Source organism: Phycicoccus sp. 3266, from assembly GCF_031456495.1.
Classification (GTDB): Bacteria; Actinomycetota; Actinomycetes; order Actinomycetales; family Dermatophilaceae; genus Pedococcus.
Genome location: NZ_JAVDUW010000001.1, coordinates 1,757,388 through 1,777,589, shown reverse-complemented (window position 1 = coordinate 1,777,589; position 20,202 = coordinate 1,757,388). Strand labels below are relative to the sequence as shown.

22 protein-coding genes are annotated in these 20,202 nt (G+C 73.6%); 11 read left to right on the top strand and 11 right to left on the bottom strand.

Going from position 1 to position 20,202, the window contains the following annotated elements; translation table 11 throughout:
* Position 1: 1 nt before the first annotated feature.
* Positions 2 to 589 carry a DinB family protein gene (locus J2X64_RS08555; RefSeq protein ID WP_310152386.1) on the bottom strand — a complete coding sequence of 196 codons (588 nt, stop codon included), beginning with the start codon at positions 587 to 589 and terminating at the stop codon, positions 2 to 4.
* A 51-nt stretch (positions 590 to 640) separates the two neighbouring features.
* Between J2X64_RS08555 and J2X64_RS08550 the strand changes: the two genes are divergently transcribed.
* From J2X64_RS08550 to J2X64_RS08540, 3 genes are read left to right on the top strand one after another with little or no spacing between them, the layout of a single operon-like run.
* Complete coding sequence (locus J2X64_RS08550) at positions 641 to 1,753, top strand: diacylglycerol kinase family protein (protein ID WP_310152383.1); 1,113 nt, start codon at positions 641 to 643, stop codon at positions 1,751 to 1,753.
* The gene (locus J2X64_RS08545) at positions 1,753 to 2,460 is read left to right on the top strand and encodes a phosphatase PAP2 family protein (RefSeq protein ID WP_310152380.1); all 708 of its coding nucleotides are present in this window, start codon (positions 1,753 to 1,755) and stop codon (positions 2,458 to 2,460) included. Before J2X64_RS08550 ends, J2X64_RS08545 begins: the two co-directional genes overlap by 1 nt.
* A complete protein-coding gene (locus J2X64_RS08540; protein WP_310152377.1) occupies positions 2,397 to 3,131 on the top strand; it encodes a phosphatase PAP2 family protein in 735 nt (244 codons plus the stop codon). The genes J2X64_RS08545 and J2X64_RS08540 overlap by 64 nt, the downstream gene beginning before the upstream one ends.
* A 13-nt stretch (positions 3,132 to 3,144) precedes the next feature.
* Here J2X64_RS08540 and J2X64_RS08535 read toward each other — a convergent pair whose 3' ends face one another.
* On the bottom strand, positions 3,145 to 3,573 hold the full coding sequence (locus J2X64_RS08535) for a potassium channel family protein (protein WP_310153189.1): 429 nt from the start codon (positions 3,571 to 3,573) through the stop codon (positions 3,145 to 3,147).
* A 153-nt stretch (positions 3,574 to 3,726) separates the two neighbouring features.
* On the opposite strand from J2X64_RS08535, the gene zwf reads away from it, so the two are divergent.
* Complete coding sequence (gene zwf, locus J2X64_RS08530) at positions 3,727 to 5,241, top strand: glucose-6-phosphate dehydrogenase (protein ID WP_397444036.1); 1,515 nt, start codon at positions 3,727 to 3,729, stop codon at positions 5,239 to 5,241.
* A gap of 88 nt (positions 5,242 to 5,329) precedes the next feature.
* Here zwf and J2X64_RS08525 read toward each other — a convergent pair whose 3' ends face one another.
* Positions 5,330 to 6,346 carry a prephenate dehydratase domain-containing protein gene (locus J2X64_RS08525; RefSeq protein ID WP_310152373.1) on the bottom strand — a complete coding sequence of 339 codons (1,017 nt, stop codon included), beginning with the start codon at positions 6,344 to 6,346 and terminating at the stop codon, positions 5,330 to 5,332.
* A 111-nt stretch (positions 6,347 to 6,457) separates the two neighbouring features.
* Here J2X64_RS08525 and J2X64_RS08520 point away from each other — a divergent pair, with 111 nt between their 5' ends.
* Entirely contained in the window at positions 6,458 to 7,087 is a 630-nt protein-coding gene (locus J2X64_RS08520; RefSeq protein ID WP_310152370.1) for a TMEM165/GDT1 family protein, read from the top strand.
* A gap of 75 nt (positions 7,088 to 7,162) precedes the next feature.
* Here J2X64_RS08520 and J2X64_RS08515 read toward each other — a convergent pair whose 3' ends face one another.
* Positions 7,163 to 8,443, bottom strand: a complete 1,281-nt coding sequence (locus J2X64_RS08515) for a glycosyltransferase 87 family protein (protein ID WP_310152368.1) — start codon at positions 8,441 to 8,443, stop codon at positions 7,163 to 7,165.
* 41 nt (positions 8,444 to 8,484) lie between these two features.
* On the opposite strand from J2X64_RS08515, the gene J2X64_RS08510 reads away from it, so the two are divergent.
* Positions 8,485 to 10,662 carry a hypothetical protein gene (locus J2X64_RS08510; protein WP_310152366.1) on the top strand — a complete coding sequence of 726 codons (2,178 nt, stop codon included), beginning with the start codon at positions 8,485 to 8,487 and terminating at the stop codon, positions 10,660 to 10,662.
* Here J2X64_RS08510 and J2X64_RS08505 read toward each other — a convergent pair.
* The 5 genes from J2X64_RS08505 to J2X64_RS08485 are packed head-to-tail and all read right to left on the bottom strand — an operon-like array spanning position 10,586 to position 15,097.
* A complete protein-coding gene (locus J2X64_RS08505) occupies positions 10,586 to 12,082 on the bottom strand; it encodes a hypothetical protein (RefSeq protein ID WP_310152365.1) in 1,497 nt (498 codons plus the stop codon). The genes J2X64_RS08510 and J2X64_RS08505 overlap by 77 nt on opposite strands.
* A 13-nt stretch (positions 12,083 to 12,095) precedes the next feature.
* Positions 12,096 to 12,833 carry a glycosyltransferase gene (locus tag J2X64_RS08500; RefSeq protein WP_310152362.1) on the bottom strand — a complete coding sequence of 246 codons (738 nt, stop codon included), beginning with the start codon at positions 12,831 to 12,833 and terminating at the stop codon, positions 12,096 to 12,098.
* Position 12,834: 1 nt separating this feature from the next.
* Complete coding sequence (locus J2X64_RS08495) at positions 12,835 to 13,725, bottom strand: DUF5926 family protein (protein ID WP_310152359.1); 891 nt, start codon at positions 13,723 to 13,725, stop codon at positions 12,835 to 12,837.
* A gap of 30 nt (positions 13,726 to 13,755) precedes the next feature.
* A complete protein-coding gene (locus tag J2X64_RS08490; RefSeq protein ID WP_310152356.1) occupies positions 13,756 to 14,223 on the bottom strand; it encodes an ATP-binding protein in 468 nt (155 codons plus the stop codon).
* Between the two features lie 37 nt (positions 14,224 to 14,260).
* On the bottom strand, positions 14,261 to 15,097 hold the full coding sequence (locus tag J2X64_RS08485) for a glycerophosphodiester phosphodiesterase family protein (protein WP_310152354.1): 837 nt from the start codon (positions 15,095 to 15,097) through the stop codon (positions 14,261 to 14,263).
* Positions 15,098 to 15,187: 90 nt separating this feature from the next.
* Here J2X64_RS08485 and J2X64_RS08480 point away from each other — a divergent pair, with 90 nt between their 5' ends.
* Both J2X64_RS08480 and J2X64_RS08475 read left to right on the top strand, forming a co-directional pair.
* Entirely contained in the window at positions 15,188 to 15,673 is a 486-nt protein-coding gene (locus tag J2X64_RS08480; protein ID WP_310152351.1) for a sigma-70 family RNA polymerase sigma factor, read from the top strand.
* The gene (locus J2X64_RS08475; RefSeq protein WP_310152348.1) at positions 15,670 to 16,263 is read left to right on the top strand and encodes a methylated-DNA--[protein]-cysteine S-methyltransferase; all 594 of its coding nucleotides are present in this window, start codon (positions 15,670 to 15,672) and stop codon (positions 16,261 to 16,263) included. The genes J2X64_RS08480 and J2X64_RS08475 overlap by 4 nt, the downstream gene beginning before the upstream one ends.
* A 46-nt stretch (positions 16,264 to 16,309) precedes the next feature.
* Here the strand turns inward: J2X64_RS08475 and J2X64_RS08470 are convergent, their stop codons facing one another.
* Entirely contained in the window at positions 16,310 to 16,942 is a 633-nt protein-coding gene (locus J2X64_RS08470; RefSeq protein WP_310152345.1) for a YetF domain-containing protein, read from the bottom strand.
* Between the two features lie 127 nt (positions 16,943 to 17,069).
* On the opposite strand from J2X64_RS08470, the gene J2X64_RS08465 reads away from it, so the two are divergent.
* The 3 genes from J2X64_RS08465 to J2X64_RS08455 all read left to right on the top strand — a co-directional run bounded on the left by J2X64_RS08465 (position 17,070) and on the right by J2X64_RS08455 (position 19,209).
* Positions 17,070 to 17,378 carry a DUF1905 domain-containing protein gene (locus J2X64_RS08465; protein ID WP_310152342.1) on the top strand — a complete coding sequence of 103 codons (309 nt, stop codon included), beginning with the start codon at positions 17,070 to 17,072 and terminating at the stop codon, positions 17,376 to 17,378.
* Entirely contained in the window at positions 17,379 to 18,509 is a 1,131-nt protein-coding gene (locus tag J2X64_RS08460; protein WP_310152340.1) for a DNA glycosylase AlkZ-like family protein, read from the top strand.
* Positions 18,510 to 18,666: 157 nt separating this feature from the next.
* Complete coding sequence (locus tag J2X64_RS08455; RefSeq protein WP_310152337.1) at positions 18,667 to 19,209, top strand: dihydrofolate reductase family protein; 543 nt, start codon at positions 18,667 to 18,669, stop codon at positions 19,207 to 19,209.
* Positions 19,210 to 19,238: 29 nt separating this feature from the next.
* Here the strand turns inward: J2X64_RS08455 and J2X64_RS08450 are convergent, their stop codons facing one another.
* Entirely contained in the window at positions 19,239 to 20,198 is a 960-nt protein-coding gene (locus J2X64_RS08450) for a WYL domain-containing protein (protein WP_310152334.1), read from the bottom strand.
* Positions 20,199 to 20,202: the final 4 nt, after the last annotated feature.

The window sequence follows — 20,202 nt, the reverse complement described above, 5'->3', positions numbered from 1 at the left end:
CTCAGCGCGGGGCGGCGCTGGGGACGACCCCCACGTCGACGAGGTGGTGGGCCAGGTCGTGCAGCATGTACTGGCCCAGGGTGAGCACGGTGAAGTGCGAGCCGTTGCTGCGCAGGCCCGTCCGCTCCCAGGCGTCGCCGTCGACCTCCTCGAACGCCCGGCACGCTGCTACGGCGGACTCGACGAGCTCGTCGGCGACGACGGTCGGGTCCTGCTCGCCGTAGCGGCCGTCGACGGCGGCCCGGTCCTGGTCCCAGTTGGCGAACCGGGCGCCGTCCTCGGCCAGCATCTGGCGCACCCGGCCCTCGAAGACCCGGCACACGTCGCGGACGTGGCAGGCGTACTCGAGCGGCGACCACACGTCGGGCCGCGGGCGGTCGCGCACGTCCTCGCGCTCCAGCACCGTGCGCCACGGCGCGGTCAGCGACAGCACCTGCTCGGCCACCTGCGGGGCGGTGACGCCGGCCGCCTCGAACCCGCACTCCGGGCACGGGTGCTCCAGCGTCCAGGTCCAGTCCTTGGTGTCCGGTGGGACCGGACCGGACACTTCGGGCAGGCCGTCCTGGTGCTGGTCGGGGGAGGCGTCCATGACCGCAACGGTATGGCAGCACCCCCTCCTACCCTGGGGTAGCGTCTGCCCGTGCTCCAAGAACATGCCGGGTGGGTGGTCGTCGGCGCGATCGCCGTCGTGCTCCTCGCCGCCCTCGGCATCGCTGCCTGGTCGAGCGAGCGCAACAGCCGCCGGCGGGGCGCCCACCGGGCCCGACGCTGGGACCGCCGACCGCACCGCAACGAGTTCCGGCCGGAGGGCACCGTGACAGAGGCACCACGTCGTCGCGTCGCGATCATCGTCAACCCGACGAAGTTCGACGACCTCGAGTCGGTCAAGGAGCACGTCACCCGCGAGGTCGTGAACCACGGCTGGGCCGAGCCGCTCTTCATCGAGACGACGGCCAAGGACACCGGCCGCGGCCAGGCCGAGCAGGCCCTGCGCGAGGACGTCGACCTCGTGTGCCCGCTCGGCGGCGACGGCACGGTCCGTGCGGTGGCCGAGGCCCTCGTCGGCACCGACACCCCGCTGGGCCTGCTGCCGGGCGGCACCGGCAACCTGCTCGCCCGCAACCTCGACCTGCCGGTCGACGACCTCGACGACGCCCTGCGCGTCGCCCTCACCGGTCAGAACAAGCGCATCGACGTCGGCCGCCTGACCGTCGACTCGAGCGGCGAGGACCAACGACCCGAGACCCACGTCTTCCTCGTCATGGCCGGCTTCGGCTTCGACGCCGCGATCATGGCCGACGCCCCGGAGAAGCTGAAGGCCAAGGTCGGCCCCGCGGCATACATGGTCTCGGGCACCCGCAACCTGCGCGGGCCGCAGTTCAAGGTCCGCGTCACGATCGACGACAACGAGGAGTTCACCCGCCGCGCCCGCACGGTCGTGGTGGGCAACGTCGGCAAGCTCCTCGGCGGCCTGGTGCTGCTGCCCGACGCCGAGCCCGACGACGGCCACCTCGACATCGTGATCCTGTCCCCGAAGGGCATCGTCGGCTGGGCCGCCGTCGCCGGGCGCGTCCTCAGCAAGCGCCGCAAGGGCCACGAGCGCGTCGACCACCACACCTGCGAGGTGATCCGCGTGCGCGCGGACCGCCCGCAGGAGGCCCAGGTCGACGGCGACACCATCGGCAAGGCCCGCGCCATCTCCGCCGAGATCGTGCCCGGCGCCCTCGTCGTCCGGGTCGGGTCGGCCGACTGATGCAGACCGCCACCGCGGCCCCCACCTCGGCCACCCGCTCCCGGGTGGTGCGGCTCGGCCGGGGGGCGCTGGCGATGGTCCTGTTCGCGGTGCCGTTCGTGCTGATCGGGTATGCCGTGCGGCAGAAGTTCGACCCGCTGATCCACCTCGACAACGCGATCGCCGACCACGCGACGGACGTGACGCGGTCGCTCGGCGCCGGCAGCGCCCTGCTCGTGCTCCAGGCCGTCAGCCAGCCGTGGGTGCTCTACATCGCGGCGACCCTCGTCTGCCTCTGGGCCTGGCTGGCGAAGCAGCTGCGAAACCGCGCACTGTGGGCGTTCGTCACGATGATGGTGGGCTGGAACCTCGCGCTCGCAGCCAAGCTCGTCGTGCAGCGCGCCCGGCCCGTGGTCGACGACCCGATCTCGCACTCGCCCGGGTACTCGTTCCCCTCCGGCCACGCCGCCAACGTCGCGATCATCGCCACGGCGATGGTGTTCCTGCTGTGGCCCCTGCTGTCGGAGGCGGGGCGGCGGGTGCTCACCACCGTGGCTGTGTTCGTGGTCCTGCTCGTCGGCCTCGACCGCATCTTCCTGGGGGTGCACTTCGCCTCGGACGTGGTCGCCGGGTGGATTCTCGGTGTGGGCACTACGTTCTCCTCATGGCTCGGATTTCTCGGCAGGACCTCACCCAGCTCGTCACCCGGGCCATCGCACCCGGCGTAGTCGTCTGGGCCGCGATCGTCGGCTTCGGCTTCCTCATCACCGGCCCCCTCAAGGGCCTGTCGACGAGCGAGGAGTCGGTCAGCAAGACGCTGGCCTCGGACCGCACCAGGACGTGGAACACCATCACGATGTACTGGTCCCACATCGGGAACACCGAGTACGTCATCGCGGTGTGCATCCTGGTGTCGCTCATCATCCTGTGGCGCACCAAGGACCTGCTCTTCAGCCTCGTGCCGGTCATCGCGATCTCGTTGCAGGCCACCATCTTCGTGCTCGCGACACTGGTCATCGGCCGCCCCCGGCCCAAGGTCAGCCACCTCGACCCGGCGCCCCCGACGTCGAGCTACCCGAGCGGCCACGTGGGCGCCTCGACCGCGCTGTACCTCGCGTTCGCGCTGCTGGCGCAGCGGATCGAGCGGACCTGGCTGCGCGTGCTGACCACGGTCGTGTGCCTGCTGCTGCCGCTGCTCGTCACCTACGCCCGGCTCTACCGCGGCATGCACCACGTCACCGACGTGGGCGTGGGCATGCTCAACGGCATCATCTGCGCCGTGCTCGCGTATGCCTGGTGGCGCCACCGGGCGCGGGAGAACCGCAGCGGTGTGCAGCCGCGGGATGCCGGCACCGGGCGCCGCATGGCCGCGGGGGCGCACGACCGGCTCGGCGCCTGACCGCGACGTCCGCTCAGCGCTCCGGGCGCCCGCCACGCCGGACCCGACCACCGGCCGCCCTCGCCGTGACGAGCCGGGCCACAGCCCCCAGCAGCAGCACGTTGAACAGGATGTGCCCGGAGGCGACGGCGCGAGCGAGCTGTCCGGTCGGGTGGATGTCGCCGTAGCCCACCGTGGCCGTGGTGGACAGGGTGAAGTACAGGGCGTCGAGGCGCGTCCGGATCCCCACCATCTGGCCCACCGCCTGCGTGCCCAGCACGTAGTAGGCGAGGCTGAAGGCGACGGGCCACCTCCACCAGCAGGACCAGGCGCAGCGCGCTGAGCCCGGGTTCCTGCCGTCGCCCCCGTCCGAGCTCGCGCGTGAGGACGACGGTGACGGCGCCGACCCCCACGAGGCTGACGGCCAGGCGTGGCAGCAGCACGTCGGTGCGCACGGTGGCAGTGGGGACGGCGAAGTAGAGCCCCAGCACCCCCGCGAGGTTCGTCGCGCCCAGCACCCACCGCCTGCGCGAGGACCCGCGCTGGGCCGACCGGTCGGGCATGGCGCCGATCATCGCATCCGCAGGTCGTGCGGGCGACCGTCCCCGATGCCATGATCGAGGACGTGCCGGAAGCCACGCCGCCCCGCCCGCAGACGATCTCCTACCCGGCCACGGAGCGGGTGACGAGCCGCAGCCCGCTCGAGCCCGTCGACCCGCACGTGATCGTCCTCTTCGGCGCGACCGGCGACCTGGCCCGCCGCAAGCTGCTCCCCGGGCTGGCCTACCTCGTCACGAGCGACCTCGCCCCCGACATCCGCGTGGTCGGCACGTCGTTGGAGGACTTCGACGACGCCGCCTTCCGCGCCTTCGCCCGGAAGGCGATCGACGAGTTCGGCTCGCACAGGCTGTCGGCCGAGCAGTGGGACGCCTTCGACGACCGGCTCGTCTACGTGCCGCAGAGCGCCGGCCCGGACCGGCTGGCGCAGGCGGTGAAGGAGGCCGAGCAGCAGCTCGGCCCGCAGACGCTGCGGCTGCACTACCTCTCCGTGCCGCCGAAGGCCGCCGTCGCGGTCCTGCAGATGCTGCGCGAGGCCGACCTCGTCGACCGGGCCCGCGTGGTCATGGAGAAGCCGTTCGGCACCGACCTCGCGAGCGCCATCGCGCTCAACAACACCGTGCACGAGACGTTCGCCGAGGAGCAGGTCTTCCGGATCGACCACTTCCTGGGCAAGGAAGCGGCGCAGAACATCCTGGCGTTCCGCTTCGCCAACGGCCTGTTCGAGCCGATCTGGAACCGCAACTTCATCGACCACGTGCAGATCGACATCCCCGAGACGCTCGGGCTCGACCAGCGCGCCGGCTTCTACGAGTCGACGGGCGCCTACAAGGACATGGTCGTCACGCACCTGTTCCAGGTCATGGCGTTCGTGGCGATGGAGCCGCCGACCGCCCTGGAGCCACGGGCCATCTCCGAGGAGAAGAACAAGGTCTTCCGGTCGCTGCTGCCGATCGACCCGGACCAGGTCGTGCGCGGGCAGTTCGCGGGGTACACCAGCCTGGACGGGGTGGCCCCGGACTCCGACACCGAGACGTTCATCGCCCTCAGGGTCGGCCTGGACAACTGGCGCTGGGCCGGTGTGCCGTTCTACCTGCGCACCGGCAAGCGGATGGCCGAGGGCGCCCGGATCATCTCGATCGCGTTCCGCGAGGCGCCGCGGTCGATGTTCCCGCACAACTCCGGCGTCGGGTCGGCCGGGCCCGACCACCTCACCTTCGACCTGGCCGACGAGTCCAAGGTGTCGCTGTCCTTCTACGGCAAGCGTCCCGGCCCGGGCATGCGGCTGGAGAAGCTGTCGATGCAGTTCTCCACCCACGAGACCGAGCGCGCGGCCGACGTGCTCGAGGCGTACGAGCGGCTCATGCTCGACGCGATGCGCGGTGACCACACGCTCTTCACGACGGCCGAGGGCATCGAGTCGCTGTGGGAGCGGTCGCAGCCGCTGCTCGACGACCCGCCGGAGTCCAAGCCGTATCCGGTCGACTCGTGGGGCCCCAACGCGATCCACCAGCTCATCGCGCCGCACGCCTGGCGGCTCCCCTTCGAACGCGCCTGGCGCGAGAAGAAGTAGTTCGGCAAAACGGCGGTTGCGCAGCAAACCGCGGGACAACAACCCGAGTGTTGCCGCGCAATCGCCGTTTCGCGGGGGAAAGCCGGGGTCAGGCGTCGCCGGCGCGCAGGGACCGGAGCCAGGCGCGGGCGCTGCCGAACGCCTCGTCGGTCGTCTGCGGGCTGACCTGCACCGCCGCACCGTGGGCCGCGGGGTAGCTGCCGAGGAACCGCACCTCGGCGCAGACCCGCTTCAGCCCGAGCAGGGCCTCGCCGACCCGCTCGTCGAGCACGTGGCCCTCGATGTCGATCGAGAAGCAGTACGAGCCCATCGAGGCCTTGGTCGGCCGCGACTCCAGCCGCGACATGTTGATCCCGCGGACCGCGAACTGCTCGAGCAGCTCGAGCAGGCCACCTGCGTGGTCCTCGCGCTGGAACAGCACCAGCGTGGTCTTGTCGGCGCCCGTGCGCTCCGGCAGCCGTCCCGGCCGCGCCACCATGACGAACCGCGTGACGGCCGCGGCGTTGTCGCCGATGTCCTCGGCAAGCACCTCGAGGCCGTGGTTGCTCGCCGCGACGGGGGCACAGACCGCCGCGTCGTATGCCGGCCGCTCGCCGGTCGTGGGGCCGTGGCCCGTGCCCGCGGCCGGACCGCCGTGACGGCCGTCCGGACCAGCATCCGGGTCGCCGTCCGGGTCTCCGTGGAGCGCAAGGCCCTCCGCGGCCGAGGCTGTGGAGAGGGTCGGCACGTACGCGGCATCCGGCAGGTGCTCGCCCATCCAGCCGCGCACCTGCGCCCACGCGTGGCTGTGGGTGCCGACGGCGCGCACCGCCGACAGCGGCGTCCCCGGCCGGGCGGCCAGCACGAACGTGATCGGGACGAGCACCTCGGCGGTGACGACGAGCGGGTCACCGCTGGCCAGGGCGTCGAGGGTCGCGCTGACCCCGCCCTCGACGGAGTTCTCGATCGGCACCATCGCGCCGTCCACCTCGCCGGAGCGCAGCAGTGCGAGCGCCTGGTCCACCGAGCCGCAGGGCCGGTGGACGGCCCCCTGCGACGGCGCCCACGCGGCCAGCGCCATCTGGGTGAACGTGCCCTCGGGGCCGAGGTACGCGTACGTCGTCATGGAGCGACCCTCTCGGATCCGGTGGGCCGGCCGTCGGCCGTGGCCACCTCTCGGACGGTGTGCCGGACACCGGCCAGCGTAGGGGCGCCGCCCGGATAGGGTCGACGCGCCATGGACCTCGACCTCGCCACCATCGCCATCGTCTTCGCCGCCATCTTCGTCGTGGAGCTGCCGGACAAGACGTTCATCGCCACGCTCGTCCTCGCGACGCGGTTCCGGCCGCTGTTCGTGTGGATCGGGGTGTCGCTGGCCTTCCTCGTGCAGACGCTCGTGGCCGTGGTCATCGGCGGGCTGCTCGCCAACCTGCCCAAGCGGCCGGTGGAGGTCTTCGCGGCGCTGATGTTCCTCGTCGGTGGCGTGATCCTGCTGCGCGGCGCGAAGAAGGCCGACGAGGAGGAGAAGGAGACCGAGGAGGAGTTCGCGCACAAGGGCGCCGCGACGGCCGTCGGGCTCAAGGCGATCGCCGTCTCGTTCTCGGTGCTGTTCCTCGCCGAGTGGGGCGACCTGTCGCAGCTGCTCACCGCGAACATGGTGCTGCGGTTCCACCAGCCGCTGTCGGTCTTCCTCGGTGCGTTCCTCGCCCTGGCCACGGTGTCCGCGCTCGGCGCCGTCATCGGCCGGGCGCTGCTGGCGCGGGTCCACCTGACGACGATCCGCCGGGTGGGCGGTGTCGTCTGCCTCCTGCTCGCGGCTCTGACCACGCTGGAGATCCTCGGCGTCGTCAGCGCCCCCCACGCCTGACCCACCCGCCCGGCCGCGCCCCGGCATACCCGCTCGTCTGTGCACTCACGAGCGTGGCACTGCGCGCGGAGCGGATCAGGGCGCAGTCACACGCTGGTCTGTGCGCAGACCTGCGTGCTCGACGACGAGCTCGTCGCCGCCGGTCGTCCCCGGCTCGCGCAGGTGCAGCGCCCACCACAGCAGGCCCAGGGCCATGAGCGAGCCGAACGTGTCGGCGTTCTGCAGGACGCGGCCGAACCAGCGCGGCCAGTCCGGGTGGTTGAGCCAGGAGATGCCCCACCACGGCATCCGGCACAGGAAGAAGCCCGTGATCGCGGCGGCTGCCCAGATCCGCCGGCGGTCGCGCAGCGGGTTCGCCCCGAGCACGGCGAAGACGACGACCACCATCCAGTGCAGGTGGTGGATCCACGCGACGGGCGACAGCAGCACGGCCATCAGGCCGACCGCCGCGACCTCGCTGATCGAGTCGCCCGCCCGGTAGGCGCGACGGGCCAGCCGGTAGCCGATGGTCCCCACGACGGCGACCAGGACCAGCCACAGGACGTTGCCGGCCAGGCCGTCCGGGCCGACCCGCAGCAGGAAGCCGCGGATCGACTGGTTCGACGTGCCCGCGTTGGGCCCGAGCCGGGTGGGGTCCTGCAGGGCTCCGCCCCAGAACGCGAACGACGCCTCGGGCAGCAGCACCCACGACCCCAGCGTGACGACGACGGCAGTGACCACCGCGGTGACCGCCTCGCGCCAGCGCCGGTTGACCAGGTAGTGCACGACGAAGACGCCGGGGGTGAGCTTGATCGACATCGCGAGGCCGACGAGGACGCCCGGCGGGACCCGGCGCAGGACCCCCGGGCGCGGCCGGCGCAGGTCCATCAGGCAGGCCAGCACCATGAACGCGTTGACCTGCCCGAACCGGATGCCGTCGGACACCGGGTGCAGCCAGATCATCGGGGCGGTGAGCAGCGCCAGGGCGATCGGCATCCACGGACCCGTGCGGTGCAGCAGGCGCCACCCGGCATACCAGACGATCGCGGTGGTGGCGGCGACCTGGGCGAGGGTCCACAGCCAGCCCACCGCGCCGAAGGGCAGGAACGCCAAGGGGATCGCGAGCACGGCGGCGAACGGCGGGTAGGTGAACGGCAGCAGCTGGGGCGACTCGGTCATCGCGGAGTAGACCGGCCGTCCGGTGAGGATGGAGACGCCCGCCTCGCGGTAGACCTCGACGTCGACCTGCCACTGGTCGACCGGCCAGTAGACGAGGTAGCGCAGCACCGGGATGGACGCCGCGAGGAGCACCAGCACGACGGCCAGCGCCCACCGGGCTCGGGCGGGCCAGGTGGCGATGCGGCGAAGGGGAGTCACACCCGCATTCTGTCGTGTGCCCCGACCCGTAGCCTGTACGGGTGACCCGCCGCGCCCTGACCCTGCTCGCCGGCCTCTTCACGGTGCTCGTCGTGGGCGCGGGCACGGCGTCGGCCGCGAGCGCCGCACCGGCCGCCGACAGCGCCCCCACCGGCCCGGTCATCCTCATCGGCACGGGCGGGCTGACCTGGACCGACGTCGACCAGCAGAACACCCCGGCCCTGTGGTCGATGCTCCGCGACGGGTCGACGGCCGCCCTGTCGGTGCGCTCGGTCTTCACCAACACCTGCGCGGTCGACGGCTGGCTCAGCCTCTCCGCGGGCAACCGCGCCGCTGCACCCGGCCCGAAGGGCGCCGACCGCAGCACCTCCGACCCGTGCCCGGCGGTCCCCGAGGTGGACAGCGGCGTCGTCCCCGGCTGGGACACGTACGTGCGCGCGGCCGACGCCCGCAAGTTCGACAGCAACCCGGGCACCCTCGGCGAGACGCTCGCCACGAGCGGCCAGTGCGTCCAGGCGATCGGTCCCGGCGCCGGGGTCGGCGCCGCCTACACGTCCGGCTCCGTGCCCCGGTATGCCGCGTACGACGCCGGCCAGCTCACCGGCCTGCTCTCCCGGTGCCGGGTGACCCTCGTCGACGTCGGGGCGGTCCGCGACCCGGCCGAGCTGCCCCAGGGCGAGTCGCCGGGCACCCCCGGGAGCCGGGCCCAGCAGGCCAAGTCGGTCGACGACCGCATCAGCCAGGTGCTCAAGGCGGCCCCCAACGGCTCCGACGTCATCGTGGCGAGCCTGGCCGACGCCGGTGCCGAGGAGCGGCTGCGGCTCGTTGCGGCCAAGGGCCCGCACTACGGCTCGGGCACCCTGTTCTCCCCGTCGACGCGCCAGGACGGCCTGGTCCAGTCGGCCGACCTCACCGTCACCCTGCTCTCCGCGGCGGGCGTGGACACCCCCAGCGGGCTCGGCGGCAAGGCCCTGAGCCGCGGCGAGGAGGGGTCGAACTCCGAGTCCGCCGCCCGCGACCGGCTGCGCCACCTCGTCGACTTCGACGACGCGAGCCACGACGTCCACGCGCTCGTGCCCCCGTTCTTCAACGCGGTCGTCTACACGCAGATCGCGATCTACCTGCTCGCCGCGGTCGTCTGGCGCCGCGACTTCGGCGCCATCGGGCTGCGGCTGAAGCTGCTGCGGATCACCCGCCGGGTGGCCGTCGTGGCCGCGGCGGTCCCGGCCTCGACGTTCCTGGCCAACCTCATCCCGTGGTGGCGCTTCCCCGTGCCGATGATCGGGGTCGTGGCGGCCGTCGGCGTCTTCACCGCGATCATCTCCGCCGTCGCCCTGCTGGGCCCCTGGTCGCGGCGGCTCACGGGTCCGCTGTCCGTGGTGGCGCTGGCGACGTTGCTCGTGCTCGGGATCGACGTCATGACCGGGTCGACGCTGCAGATCTCCTCGCTCATGGGCCTCCAGCCGGTCGTCGGCGGCCGGTTCTACGGCATGGGGAACGTGACCTTCGCGCTCTTCGCGACGGCCGCGCTGCTGCTCGCCACCGCGGTCTCCAGCTCGCTGGTCCGCCGCGGCCACACCAGGCTCGCCGCCGGCGCAGCTGCCGCGATCGGTCTCGTCGCCGTGGTCGTCGACGGCCTGCCCGCCTGGGGCGCCGACGGCGGCGGCCCGCCCGCCCTGCTCCCCGGGCTCGCCTACCTCGTGCTGGCCATCCTGGGGATCCGGATGACGTGGCGCCGGGCGCTGGTCGTCGGCGGTGTGACCGCCGGGCTCTTCCTGCTCGTCGCGTTCCTCGACTCGCTGCGCCCGGCCGACAAGCAGTCGCACCTCGGCCAGTTCTTCGAGGCGCTCGGCAACGGCACCGCCGGCGACATCGTCAGCCGCAAGCTCGACCAGAACCTGCAGATCCTGTTCGGCAACTACCGGCTGGCCCTGCTCGTGCCGGTGGCGCTGGTCTTCGTCATCTACATCCTCGCCCGCCCGACCTCGTGGGGCTCCCGTGCCCTGCAGCGCTCCTACGACGCGCTGCCGACGCTGCGGCCCGGGCTGATCGCGCTGCTGGTGACGCTCACGATCGGGTTCGCCATCAACGACTCCGGCGTCGCGATCCCGGCGAACGGCGCGATCATCGCGGTGCCGCTCATCATCGCGGTGGCGGTGCGGGCTCTGGAGGACGAGGCGCGCGCGAGCGCGACGACCCGCTCCATGCGGCGCGTGTGAGCCACCCCCACACCAGCAGCACGGCATACGGCACGGGCACCCGGCGCACCCACAGGGTGACGCGCTGGACGGTCGCGGTCATGCCCTCGACCCGCCCCGGGACGTAGGCGAGCGTCGCCGCGAGCAGGTGCACGAGCAGCGCCCGGTCCAGGACGCTGGCGCCGAGCAGCGGCAGGGTCGCCCAGGTGAGCAGCAGGTACCAGGGCAGGGAGTAGGCGGCGGAGAGGGCGTAGGCCGTCGACAGGACGAACGTCCACCGCGTCGCCGTGCCCAGCACCGACACGGGGGCCAGCCCGCGGGTGAGGCGAGCGAGGACGACGACGAGCAGCAGAGCCACGACGACGGACAGGACCGTCACGAGGGTGCGTGCCGCCGCCCCGCCCAAGGGACCGTCGACGAGCTGGTAGACGAGCCGCCACGGAGTCGCCAGCGAGATCGAGCGACGGGCGCGTTCGAGCTGGTCGAAGACGTGCGGGCCGGCCCACCAGTGCAGCGGCACCGCGGTGACGAGGACGCCTCCCACGTACCGTGCCGAGCGGCTGCCCCACCCGCGGCGCTCGTGCACCCACCACGCGACCAGGACGGCGACCACCACGACGGCGGCGGTCACCTTGGTCGAGACGGCGAGGCCGGCGAAGAGCCCGGCCACGAACGCGCTGCGGGGCGCGGCCCACAGCGTCAGGACGACGAGGGCCGCGGCGACGACGTCGACGTGGGCCCCGAACACCGCGAGCCCGAGCACGAGCGGGTTGGCGAGCCACAGGGCCGTCACGCGCGAGCGGCTGGCGCCGGACTGCTCGAGCAGCATCGGGACGACCGCGAACGCCACGAGGCAACCGACCTGCCACCACAGCACCGTCGCTCGCAGGTTCGACCCGCCGAGTGCCGACGCTGCCTGTTGCAGCAGCGTCGCGAACGGGCCGTAGATGCTCGTCGTGCCGTCCCAGGGCGGTCGAACCGCCGAGATGACCGGGTCGTGGCCGGGCCAGGAGTTGGGCGCCGTGAGGTACGGGTCACCACCGAGGTCGGCGATCCGCCCGTAGGCCGCGTAGTTCGTGTGGTCGGCGGAACCGAACGCGGTCGCCCAGCCGGTGGCGACCGCGATGGCGGGCAGCGCGAGCGCCCAGGTCCACGAGCCGCGCGTCGGCAGCCCCCAGCGCAGGTGCAGGTGCACCCCGAGGGCCCCGAGGACGTATGCCGTCCACAGCAGGACCGTGACGAGCCAGGGACCGGGGGCCCACGGCAGCTCCTGGCCACCCGGGCCGAGCGGGGGCTTGGCCGCGCTGGGGCCGGCGATGCCGACGAGCAGGAGCAGCAGCACGGCGGCCAGGAGCAGGCCGGCCGTCGTCACCCGCCGCGGCGTCCACGGGACGTCGGCGCCCGTCGTCGAGCGCTCGTCCCGCCGGAGCCCGGCCGCCACGGGGCCTGCGTCCCTACCGGAGCCGGCGCCGCGCCCGGCGCCGGGCGAGGGCCAGTCCCACGTCGCGGTACTGCGCGGCCCGGTGCAGCTGGGAGCGCAGGTCCGTGCCCGTGACGCGGTGGTGCAGCTCGCACGGCACCTCGCGCACCTGCATCCCGGCGAGCAGGACGTCGACGGTGAGGCCGACCTCCACACCCCACCCGCGGGCCAGGGGGCTGGCCGCGTCGAACGCGGCCCGCGTCAGGCACCGCATGCCCGACAGCGGCTGCGCCGCCACGAAGCCGGTGAGCTCCTCGATCCCGCCGCGGGCGAGGCGGACGACGAAGCCGCGGCCGCCACCGGGGGTCCGCTGCGGGGGCAGGGTCGCGATGGTCATGTCGACGGCGCCCTCGAGCACGGGGGTGACGAGCACGCCGAGGTTCGCGGCCGAGTCCTCGAGGTCGGCGTCGACGAACAGCAGCGGCCGCCGCTCGTCGGAGCCGCCGACCCGTCCCTCGACCGCCTCGTGCCGGGCGACATAGCCGGCGCCGGTCGTCATCGCCGCAGCCTTGCCGCGGTTGCGGGCGTGGCGGACGACCTCGGCCCCGGCCTCGCGGGCCACCTCGGCCGTCGCGTCCGAGCTGCCGTCGTCGACGACGACGACGAGGTCGACACCCGGCAGGGCCCGGACGGCCCGCACGGTCGCGGCGACCCGGTCGGCCTCGTCCTTGGCCGGGATGACGGCGGCGACGCCGGTGGCAGGGGAGGTCATGTCAGCGCAGGGTGACCTGGCGGCTCAGCAGCCCGGACCGGGCCCGGCGCTCCTCGGGGGTGAGGGGCGTGTCGGATCCGAGCACCGCGGCATACCGCTCCATGAACTCGGCGAGCTCGTCCTCGTAGTCCGCGGCCTCCTTGTCGGGGTCGAGGTCCCAGACGGGCACGAGCAGGCCGCAGGCGCGGAACGCGCCGAGCAGGCGGGTGCCGGCACCCACGGCGTCGTCACCCGCGGCGCGCAGCCGCGCGAGGGCGTCGGTCGCGACGTCCTCGTCGTCGGGCAGGACGAGGCGGATGTGGGTGCGCTCGCCGATGCGGCACCAGTACGCCGAGCGGGTGCCGGCCATGCGCACGGTGGGGATGACGGACTCGTTCGCGCGGTCGAGCGACTCCTGCGCCGCCTCGTCGAGGTCGCTGTCGCCGACCCAGAACTCGAAGCCGTTGTGGACGGTCACCTCGAAGTCGGCGGTGGTGTCGAGCAGGTCCTGCAGGCGGGGCGAGTCGGCCGTGGAGCCGGGCGTGTGCACCACGGGGACGCCCTGCTCGGCCTCGGCGGCGGCGAGCAGGGAGGTCGCGAGGTCGCGGGAGGCGTCACCGGAGACCGAGCCGGACTGGGTGCTGAAGAGCACGGCGCCGTCGGCCCGGTGCAGGCCCGGCCACGCCATCGGCAGCACCGTCGCCACGGTCACCTCGTCGGGCGCACCCTCGGGCGCCCTGCCCTTCGCGAACCGGACCGTCGCGGTCGCCGCCGGCAGGATCTCGCGCATGGCCACCCAGTCGGTCTCGTTCGGCAGCCCCTCGAAGGGACGCGCGACGAACGGGGCGGGCTCGACGCGAGCGGGACGCGAGCCGGTGTCTGCGCCCTTGCGGCGCCGTGATGCCTTACCCATGCCGCAAACCCTAGGGGGTCGGGCGTGGGGTCAGTGGCTGCGGCGCCGGGACGGGCCGCCGAGCGAGGCCCAGACCGTCGAGCCCGTGCGGTCCTCGGTCACGCCCCACTCGTGCGCGAGGCTGCGCACGATCCGCAGCCCACGGCCCGACGGCGCCCAGACGGTGCGCGGCGCCGGGCGCGGGGTGCTGTCGCTGCCGCCGTCGGTCACCTCGACCTCGACGACACCACCCTTGACCTTCCAGTGCACGCGCAGCATCCCGTCGGAGAGGGGGCGCGCGTGCCGGATGGCGTTGGACACCAGCTCGGAGGCGACGATCTCGGCCTCGTCGACGACGGTGGCGGGGACGTCCCGGCCCGCGAGGTCCTCGACGACCGCACGCCGGACCTGCGCGACCGAGGCCGCGCGCCAGGGCACGCGGATGGTGCGCGAGGCGTCGCGGACGGGCGCCGCGGTGGCCGTCCGGAGGGGCCGGTGAGGCTGGGGTGCTGCTGTCATGCCGTGCTCTGTCCGTTCTTGGGGAACGCGAGGGAGGTTACCTGCTGGCGTGCACAGCGTCGAGGACGGCGCTCGGGCGGTTGGTGATGATCGCGTCGACACCGAGGTCGATGCACAGCTGCACGTCCTGCGGCTCGTCCACCGTCCACACGTACACCTCGTGGCCGCGGCGGTGCTGTCGCTCCACCGTCTCCGGGTACCTGCGCACGATCTTGAGGTCCAGCCCGACGGTGTGGACGCCCCTCGGGAGGGAGCCGTCGCGGAACCGCAGCGGCACCGAGTCCTCGACGAGGTAGACCGACGCGACGTCGGGGCAGAGCTGCCGCATCCGCTGGACGGCCAGCTGCGAGAACGACATCACGCGCACCCAGTGGTGGCCGGGACGCTGCGGTCCGTCGAGCCCGAACTCGGCCAGCACCTTGGCCAGCTGCCGCTCCACCAGGCCGGCGTACCGGGTCGGGTGCTTGGTCTCGATGGCCAGGCCGATGGGGCGCTCGCTCTGGGTCACCGTCGTCAGCAGCGCCCGCAGGGTGAGCAGCTGGTTCCGGTTGCGGTCGGGCACCTCGTCCTCGCCACCGTGCTGGGCCTTCCACGAACCCCAGTCCAGGCCCTCCAGCTCGGCCAGCTCCAGGGTGGACACGATGCCGCGACCGTTGCTGGTGCGGTTGACCCGGCGGTCGTGCACGCAGACGAGGTGGGAGTCCGCGGTCAGCCGGACGTCGCACTCGAGGGCATCGGCCCCCTCGTCGATCGCCCGCGTGTACGCCTTGAGCGTGTGCTCCGGCTCGGCCGAGCTGCTGCCGCGGTGGGCGACGACCAGCGGGGTGCGGGCGCGGTCGCCGGAGGGCTGCGCGGGGACGACGGCGTCGGGCACGCGTCCATGCTTCCACACGGCGGCTGGCACAGTTGGCCCCACCGGGTCCGGGAGCGGTGGCGCTCACACGTGCGGGAGGTGCGGCGTTCGATGGGTGTGACCCTGCCTCCCTTCCAGCACCTCGTCGACGCGCACTGGCGTGACGTCGCGCGGCTCGCGCACGCCCTCGCCGGACCCGTGGACGGCGACGACGTGGCGCAACAGGCGTGGACCCAGGCGCTCGCGGCATACCCGCGGCTGCGCTCGACCACCAACCTGCGCGGGTGGCTGCTCACGATCACGCACCGGTGCGCCATGGACGCGCACCGCCACCGGGCCCGTCGCGCGGTGCCCCACGACGACCCGGGACGGTTGGGCGAGGTGCCCACCGCCGCGGCCGCGGACGCGGCCCTTCCCGACACCGACCTGTGGCACCGCGTCGGCGCGCTGCCCGAGCGCCAGCGCCAGGCGGTGGTGCTCAAGTACGTCGCCGACCTCGACCACCCGACCATCGCCGCCGCCCTCGGCTGCTCGCCGGCCATGAGCCGGCGGCTCGTGAGCGACGCGCTCGCCACCCTGCGCAAGGACCTGCCATGACCGACCCCACCCGCCTGCTCGAGGAGTTCCGGCCCCACGTGCGGCCGCCGCAGCTCGACCCCACCGACGTCTCGTACGTCGTGGAGGACACCGCCGTCGGCCGGATGCTGTTGGCGCGCAACGACTCCGGCGCCCTCGTCGCCTCGTCGTTCGTTCCCGGCACCGCCGACGAGGACCGCGTGCTCACCCGGCTCAGCGCGCGGGTGTCGCCCCGCATCCTGCGCCAGCCGCGCGAGCTCGACGAGGCCCGCCGCGAGCTCGAGGAGTTCCTCGCGGGGCGGCGGCGCGCGTTCTCCCTGCGCACCGACCTCGCGCTCGCCTCGGACTTCCAGCGCGTGGTGCTGCCGCGACTCGCCCAGGGCGTCGGCTACGGCCGGCGCGCGACGTACGGCGAGCTGGCGCGGGCGGTCGAGCGGCCCGGCGCCGCGCGCGCCGTGGGCGCCGCGCTCGGTTCCAACCCGCTGTGCGTCGTGCTGCCGTGCCACCGCGTCGTGGCGTCCTCCGGGGCCCTGACGGGGTATGCCGGTGGGCTGGCCGCCAAGCGCTACCTCCTCGACCTCGAGGCCCAGCACGCCACCGACCCCGCCTGACCCGCCGCGCCCCCTCGGCAACGCGGGAAAGGGGGGACCGGGTGGGTCAGGCCGGGTCGCCGGGGTGGTCGCGGGCGTCGAGCTTGGCGGTGAGGGCGTCGACGGCGCGGCGCAGGTCGGCGACCGTCGCGTCCCGCGCGTCGGGCACGAGCTGGAGCGTCAGCGTCCCGCCGGGCTCCATCGAGGCGGACCGCACCTCGGCGAGGCCGTCGGCGCCCTGCTGCTGCAGGGCGTTCAGCAGCTCGGCCTGCGTCATGCCGAGCCGGCGCAGGGCGCGGTGGTCGGCGACGCCGTCGACCACGACCACGGTCGGCTTCCCGTCGACCAGCCACGCGACCCTCGGGCTGACCATGGCCCAGAGGTCCAGTGCCGTGTTGACCGCGACGAGCACCACGGCGCCCAGGACGCCTCCGCCGAGCGAGTTGTCGTTCCCGATGATGGCGTTCTGCACCACGTTCGAGAGGAGCAGCACGACCACGAGGTCCTGGGAGTTCATCTGCGCCATGAGCCGCTTCCCGGCGACGCGGATGATGAGCAGGATCGCCACGTAGACCAGCACGGTCCGGACGACCTTCTCCCACGGCGGCACCCCGAACGCGAGCAGGTCGCTGCCCACGCCACCCGGCAGGGCGGGCAGGCCGGCATACGCACCGGCGAGGGTGGTGAGCAGCTGCGGCACGGGGACTCCTGGGGTCTCCGGGGATCGGACGCCTCAGGTCACCACGGCAGGGGAACGTTCGCGGGGAGCCTCGCCGTGGCGCCGGTGCGGGCACAATGGCGCGACACGGCGCGAGAGGGGACGGCAGGTGCGCGAGCAGCCGGAGAACGACGAGTGGGAGTTCCGCGGGACCGTCTGGTACTGGCGCGGTCCGTCGCCGTACCACTTCGTGACGGTGCCCGAACCGGTCGCCGGCGAGCTGCGCGAGTGGTCGTTCGTGAGCTACGGCTGGGGCATGATCCCCGTGACCGCGAGCATCGGCGGGACGACCTGGCCGACGTCGCTGTTCCCCAAGGACGGCGGGTACGTCCTGCCCCTGCGCGACCACGTGCGCCGGGCGGAGGACCTCGACGTGGACGACGAGGCGTCGGTGCTGCTGCGGATCCGGGAGTCCTGAGTGGCGGGGTCCAGGCCGTCACCCCGGGTCCTCACAGCCGAGCAGGCCCGGCGCATCGCCGTGCGCGCCCAGCTCCTCGCCGCGCCCCGGCCGACCGACCTGCTCGAGGTGATACGGCACCTCACCGTGGTCCAGGTCGACCTGACGGCGGCGGTGGCACCGAGCGCCGACCTCGTCTGCTGGAGCCGGCTGGGTCCGACGTTCCAGCCCGACGACCTCGACGACCTGCTCGACGCGCGTGAGGTGGTCGAGCTCGAGGGCATGCTGCGGCCGGCCGACGACCTCGCCCTCTTCCGCGCCCAGATGGAGCGGTGGCCGGGGCCGGAGCCGCTCAGCGAGTGGCAGGTCCAGCTCCAGGAGTGGGTCGAGGACAACGACGGCTGCCGGCTCGACATCCTCGACGTGCTGCGGTCCGACGGCCCGACCGCCGTCCGGGACCTGCCCGACACCTGCGTGCGGCCGTGGCGGTCGAGCGGCTGGAACAACAACCGCAACGTGACGATGCTCGTCAGCCTGATGGAGCGCCGCGGCGAGATCGCGGTGTCGCACCGCGAGGGCCGCGAGCGGATGTGGGACCTGGCCGAGCGCGTCCACCCCGACGACGACCGGGTCGTCGCCCTCGACGAGGCGCTCCGGGAACGGGCGCGCCGGCGGCTGGCCTCGCTGGGGCTCGCGCGGGCACGCGTGGCCGAGGTGCCCGGGGAGACGTATGCCGTGGGGCCGGTCGGCGAGGAGGTCGCCGTCGAGGGGGTGCGCGGGACCTGGCGCGCCGACCCGGAGCTGCTGGCCCGGGTGGACGAGCCGTTCGAGGGACGCACGGTGCTGCTGTCGCCGCTCGACCGGCTCGTCTTCGACCGCAAGCGGCTGGCCGAGCAGTTCGGGTGGGGGTACCAGCTGGAGATGTACAAGCCGGTCGCGAAGCGTCGCTGGGGCTACTGGGCGCTGCCGGTGCTCGACGGCGACCGGTTCGTCGGCAAGCTCGACTGCACGGCGGACGTCGAGCGTGGCGTGCTGAGGGTGGACGCCCTGCACCGCGACGTGACCTTCGACCGCGGGCTGGAGCAGCGGGTGGACCGAGAGGTGGCCGCCCTGGCGCGGTGGCTGGACCTCGAGGTGACCGGGCCGCGATGAGTTCGGCCCCGCCCGCCGGTCGGTAGGTTCGACGGCGACGGACCTCGGCGGACGGCACCGCCCGGGTCCACACCGGACCCACCGGCCGGACCACCGCACCGGGGTACCGCTACGGGCACCTCACTGCGCCGGACCGCACAGCAACGGAGGAGCAACCATGGGCCAGATCCACGTGCACGAGTTCATCTCGCTCGACGGCGTCTTCGAGGACCCGGCGTGGACGTTCGAGCACGGGTTCGACCCGGCGATGGGCGAGACGCTGGGCGGCATCATGGCCGACGTGCGCGGGATCCTCCTGGGCCGCACCACGTTCGAGATGTTCGCGCCCGCCTGGCGCGTCCGGACGGCGCAGGACGACCCGGGCGCACCCTTCTTCAACGAGACCACCAAGTACGTCGTCGGGGCCACCGAGCCCTCGCAGGAGTGGTCGCCCACCGAACGGCTCGGGGCGTACGACGCCGGCACGATCCGCCGCCTCAAGGACGACCTCGACGGCGACCTCTACGTCAGCGGCAGCGGGCGGCTGGTCCGCGGGCTGCTCGCCGACGGCCTCGTCGACCAGCTGCACCTCTTCGTCTACCCGGTGGCCCTCGGCGCCGGCGGCCGCCTCTTCCGCGAGGGCGAGTCCCACCGGCTGTCCCTCGTCGGCCACGACGTCTACGACAACGGCGTCGTCCACCTCGCCTACGCCCCGGCCTGAAGCCCGTCCGAACCGCAGCCCGTCAGACCTCAGCCCGGCCCTGCCGCCTGCAGCAGCCGCTCTGCCAGCGCAGCGGTCGCGGACCGCACCTCCTCACCCCGGACGACGCGGTAGGCCACTGGCAGGTGGGCCAGGTCCGCGGCATACCCGCCGGGGTTGCTCGTGCTGCCGACGAGACGGGACCGCTGGTCGTCGACGGGCTCGACGCGGCCCATCGTGCGCGGCAGCCACCGCGCGGCGCGCTCGGCCGGGGCGTCGACGACGACCTCCACCTCGAACTCCCACCCGACGCCGAGGTGCTCCTCGAGGGCGCTCACGGGGTCGAGGTCGGCCGGGGGCTCGAACGTCGTGTCCAGCACCTCGGCCTCCAGCACCCGGTCGACCCGGTAGGTGCGCGGCGCGCCGGAGGTCACCGAGTGGCACAGCAGGTACCACCGGCTGTGCCGCACGACGACGGCCCACGGCTCGACCACGAGCGACAGGTCCCGGCCCGACTCGGTCCGGTACGCCAGGCGCACCCGCCGGCGGTCCGCACAGGCGCGCACCAGGGTCACCGTGGTGTCCGGCTGCGGTCTCGCGGCCCCACGGTCCGGTGCGGGAGCAGTCGTGCGACGGACCGCTTCCGCTTGTGCCGCAACGGATTCCGGCAAGGTGCGCAGGATCTTGGCGAGCGCGGCTCCGACCGGGTCGGAGGCGTCGCCGGCGTCGTGGTGGCCGTCGAGGACGGCCATCACGAGGCCGAGCGTCTCGGCCGGGGTGAACACGAGGGGCGACGGCCGCAGGCCGCGTCCTGGCCGGTACCCGCCGGCCGGACCGCTCACCGACGTGATGGGTATGCCGGCCTCGCGCAGCGTGGCGACGTAGCGCCGGGCCGCGCGCGGCGTCACCCCGAGGCGCTCGCCGATCCGCTCGGCCGTGATGCCCGGCGAGCTCTGGACGAGCTCGAGGGCGACGAGGGCACGGGCGGTGGGGCTGGCATCGGGATCCACGCGA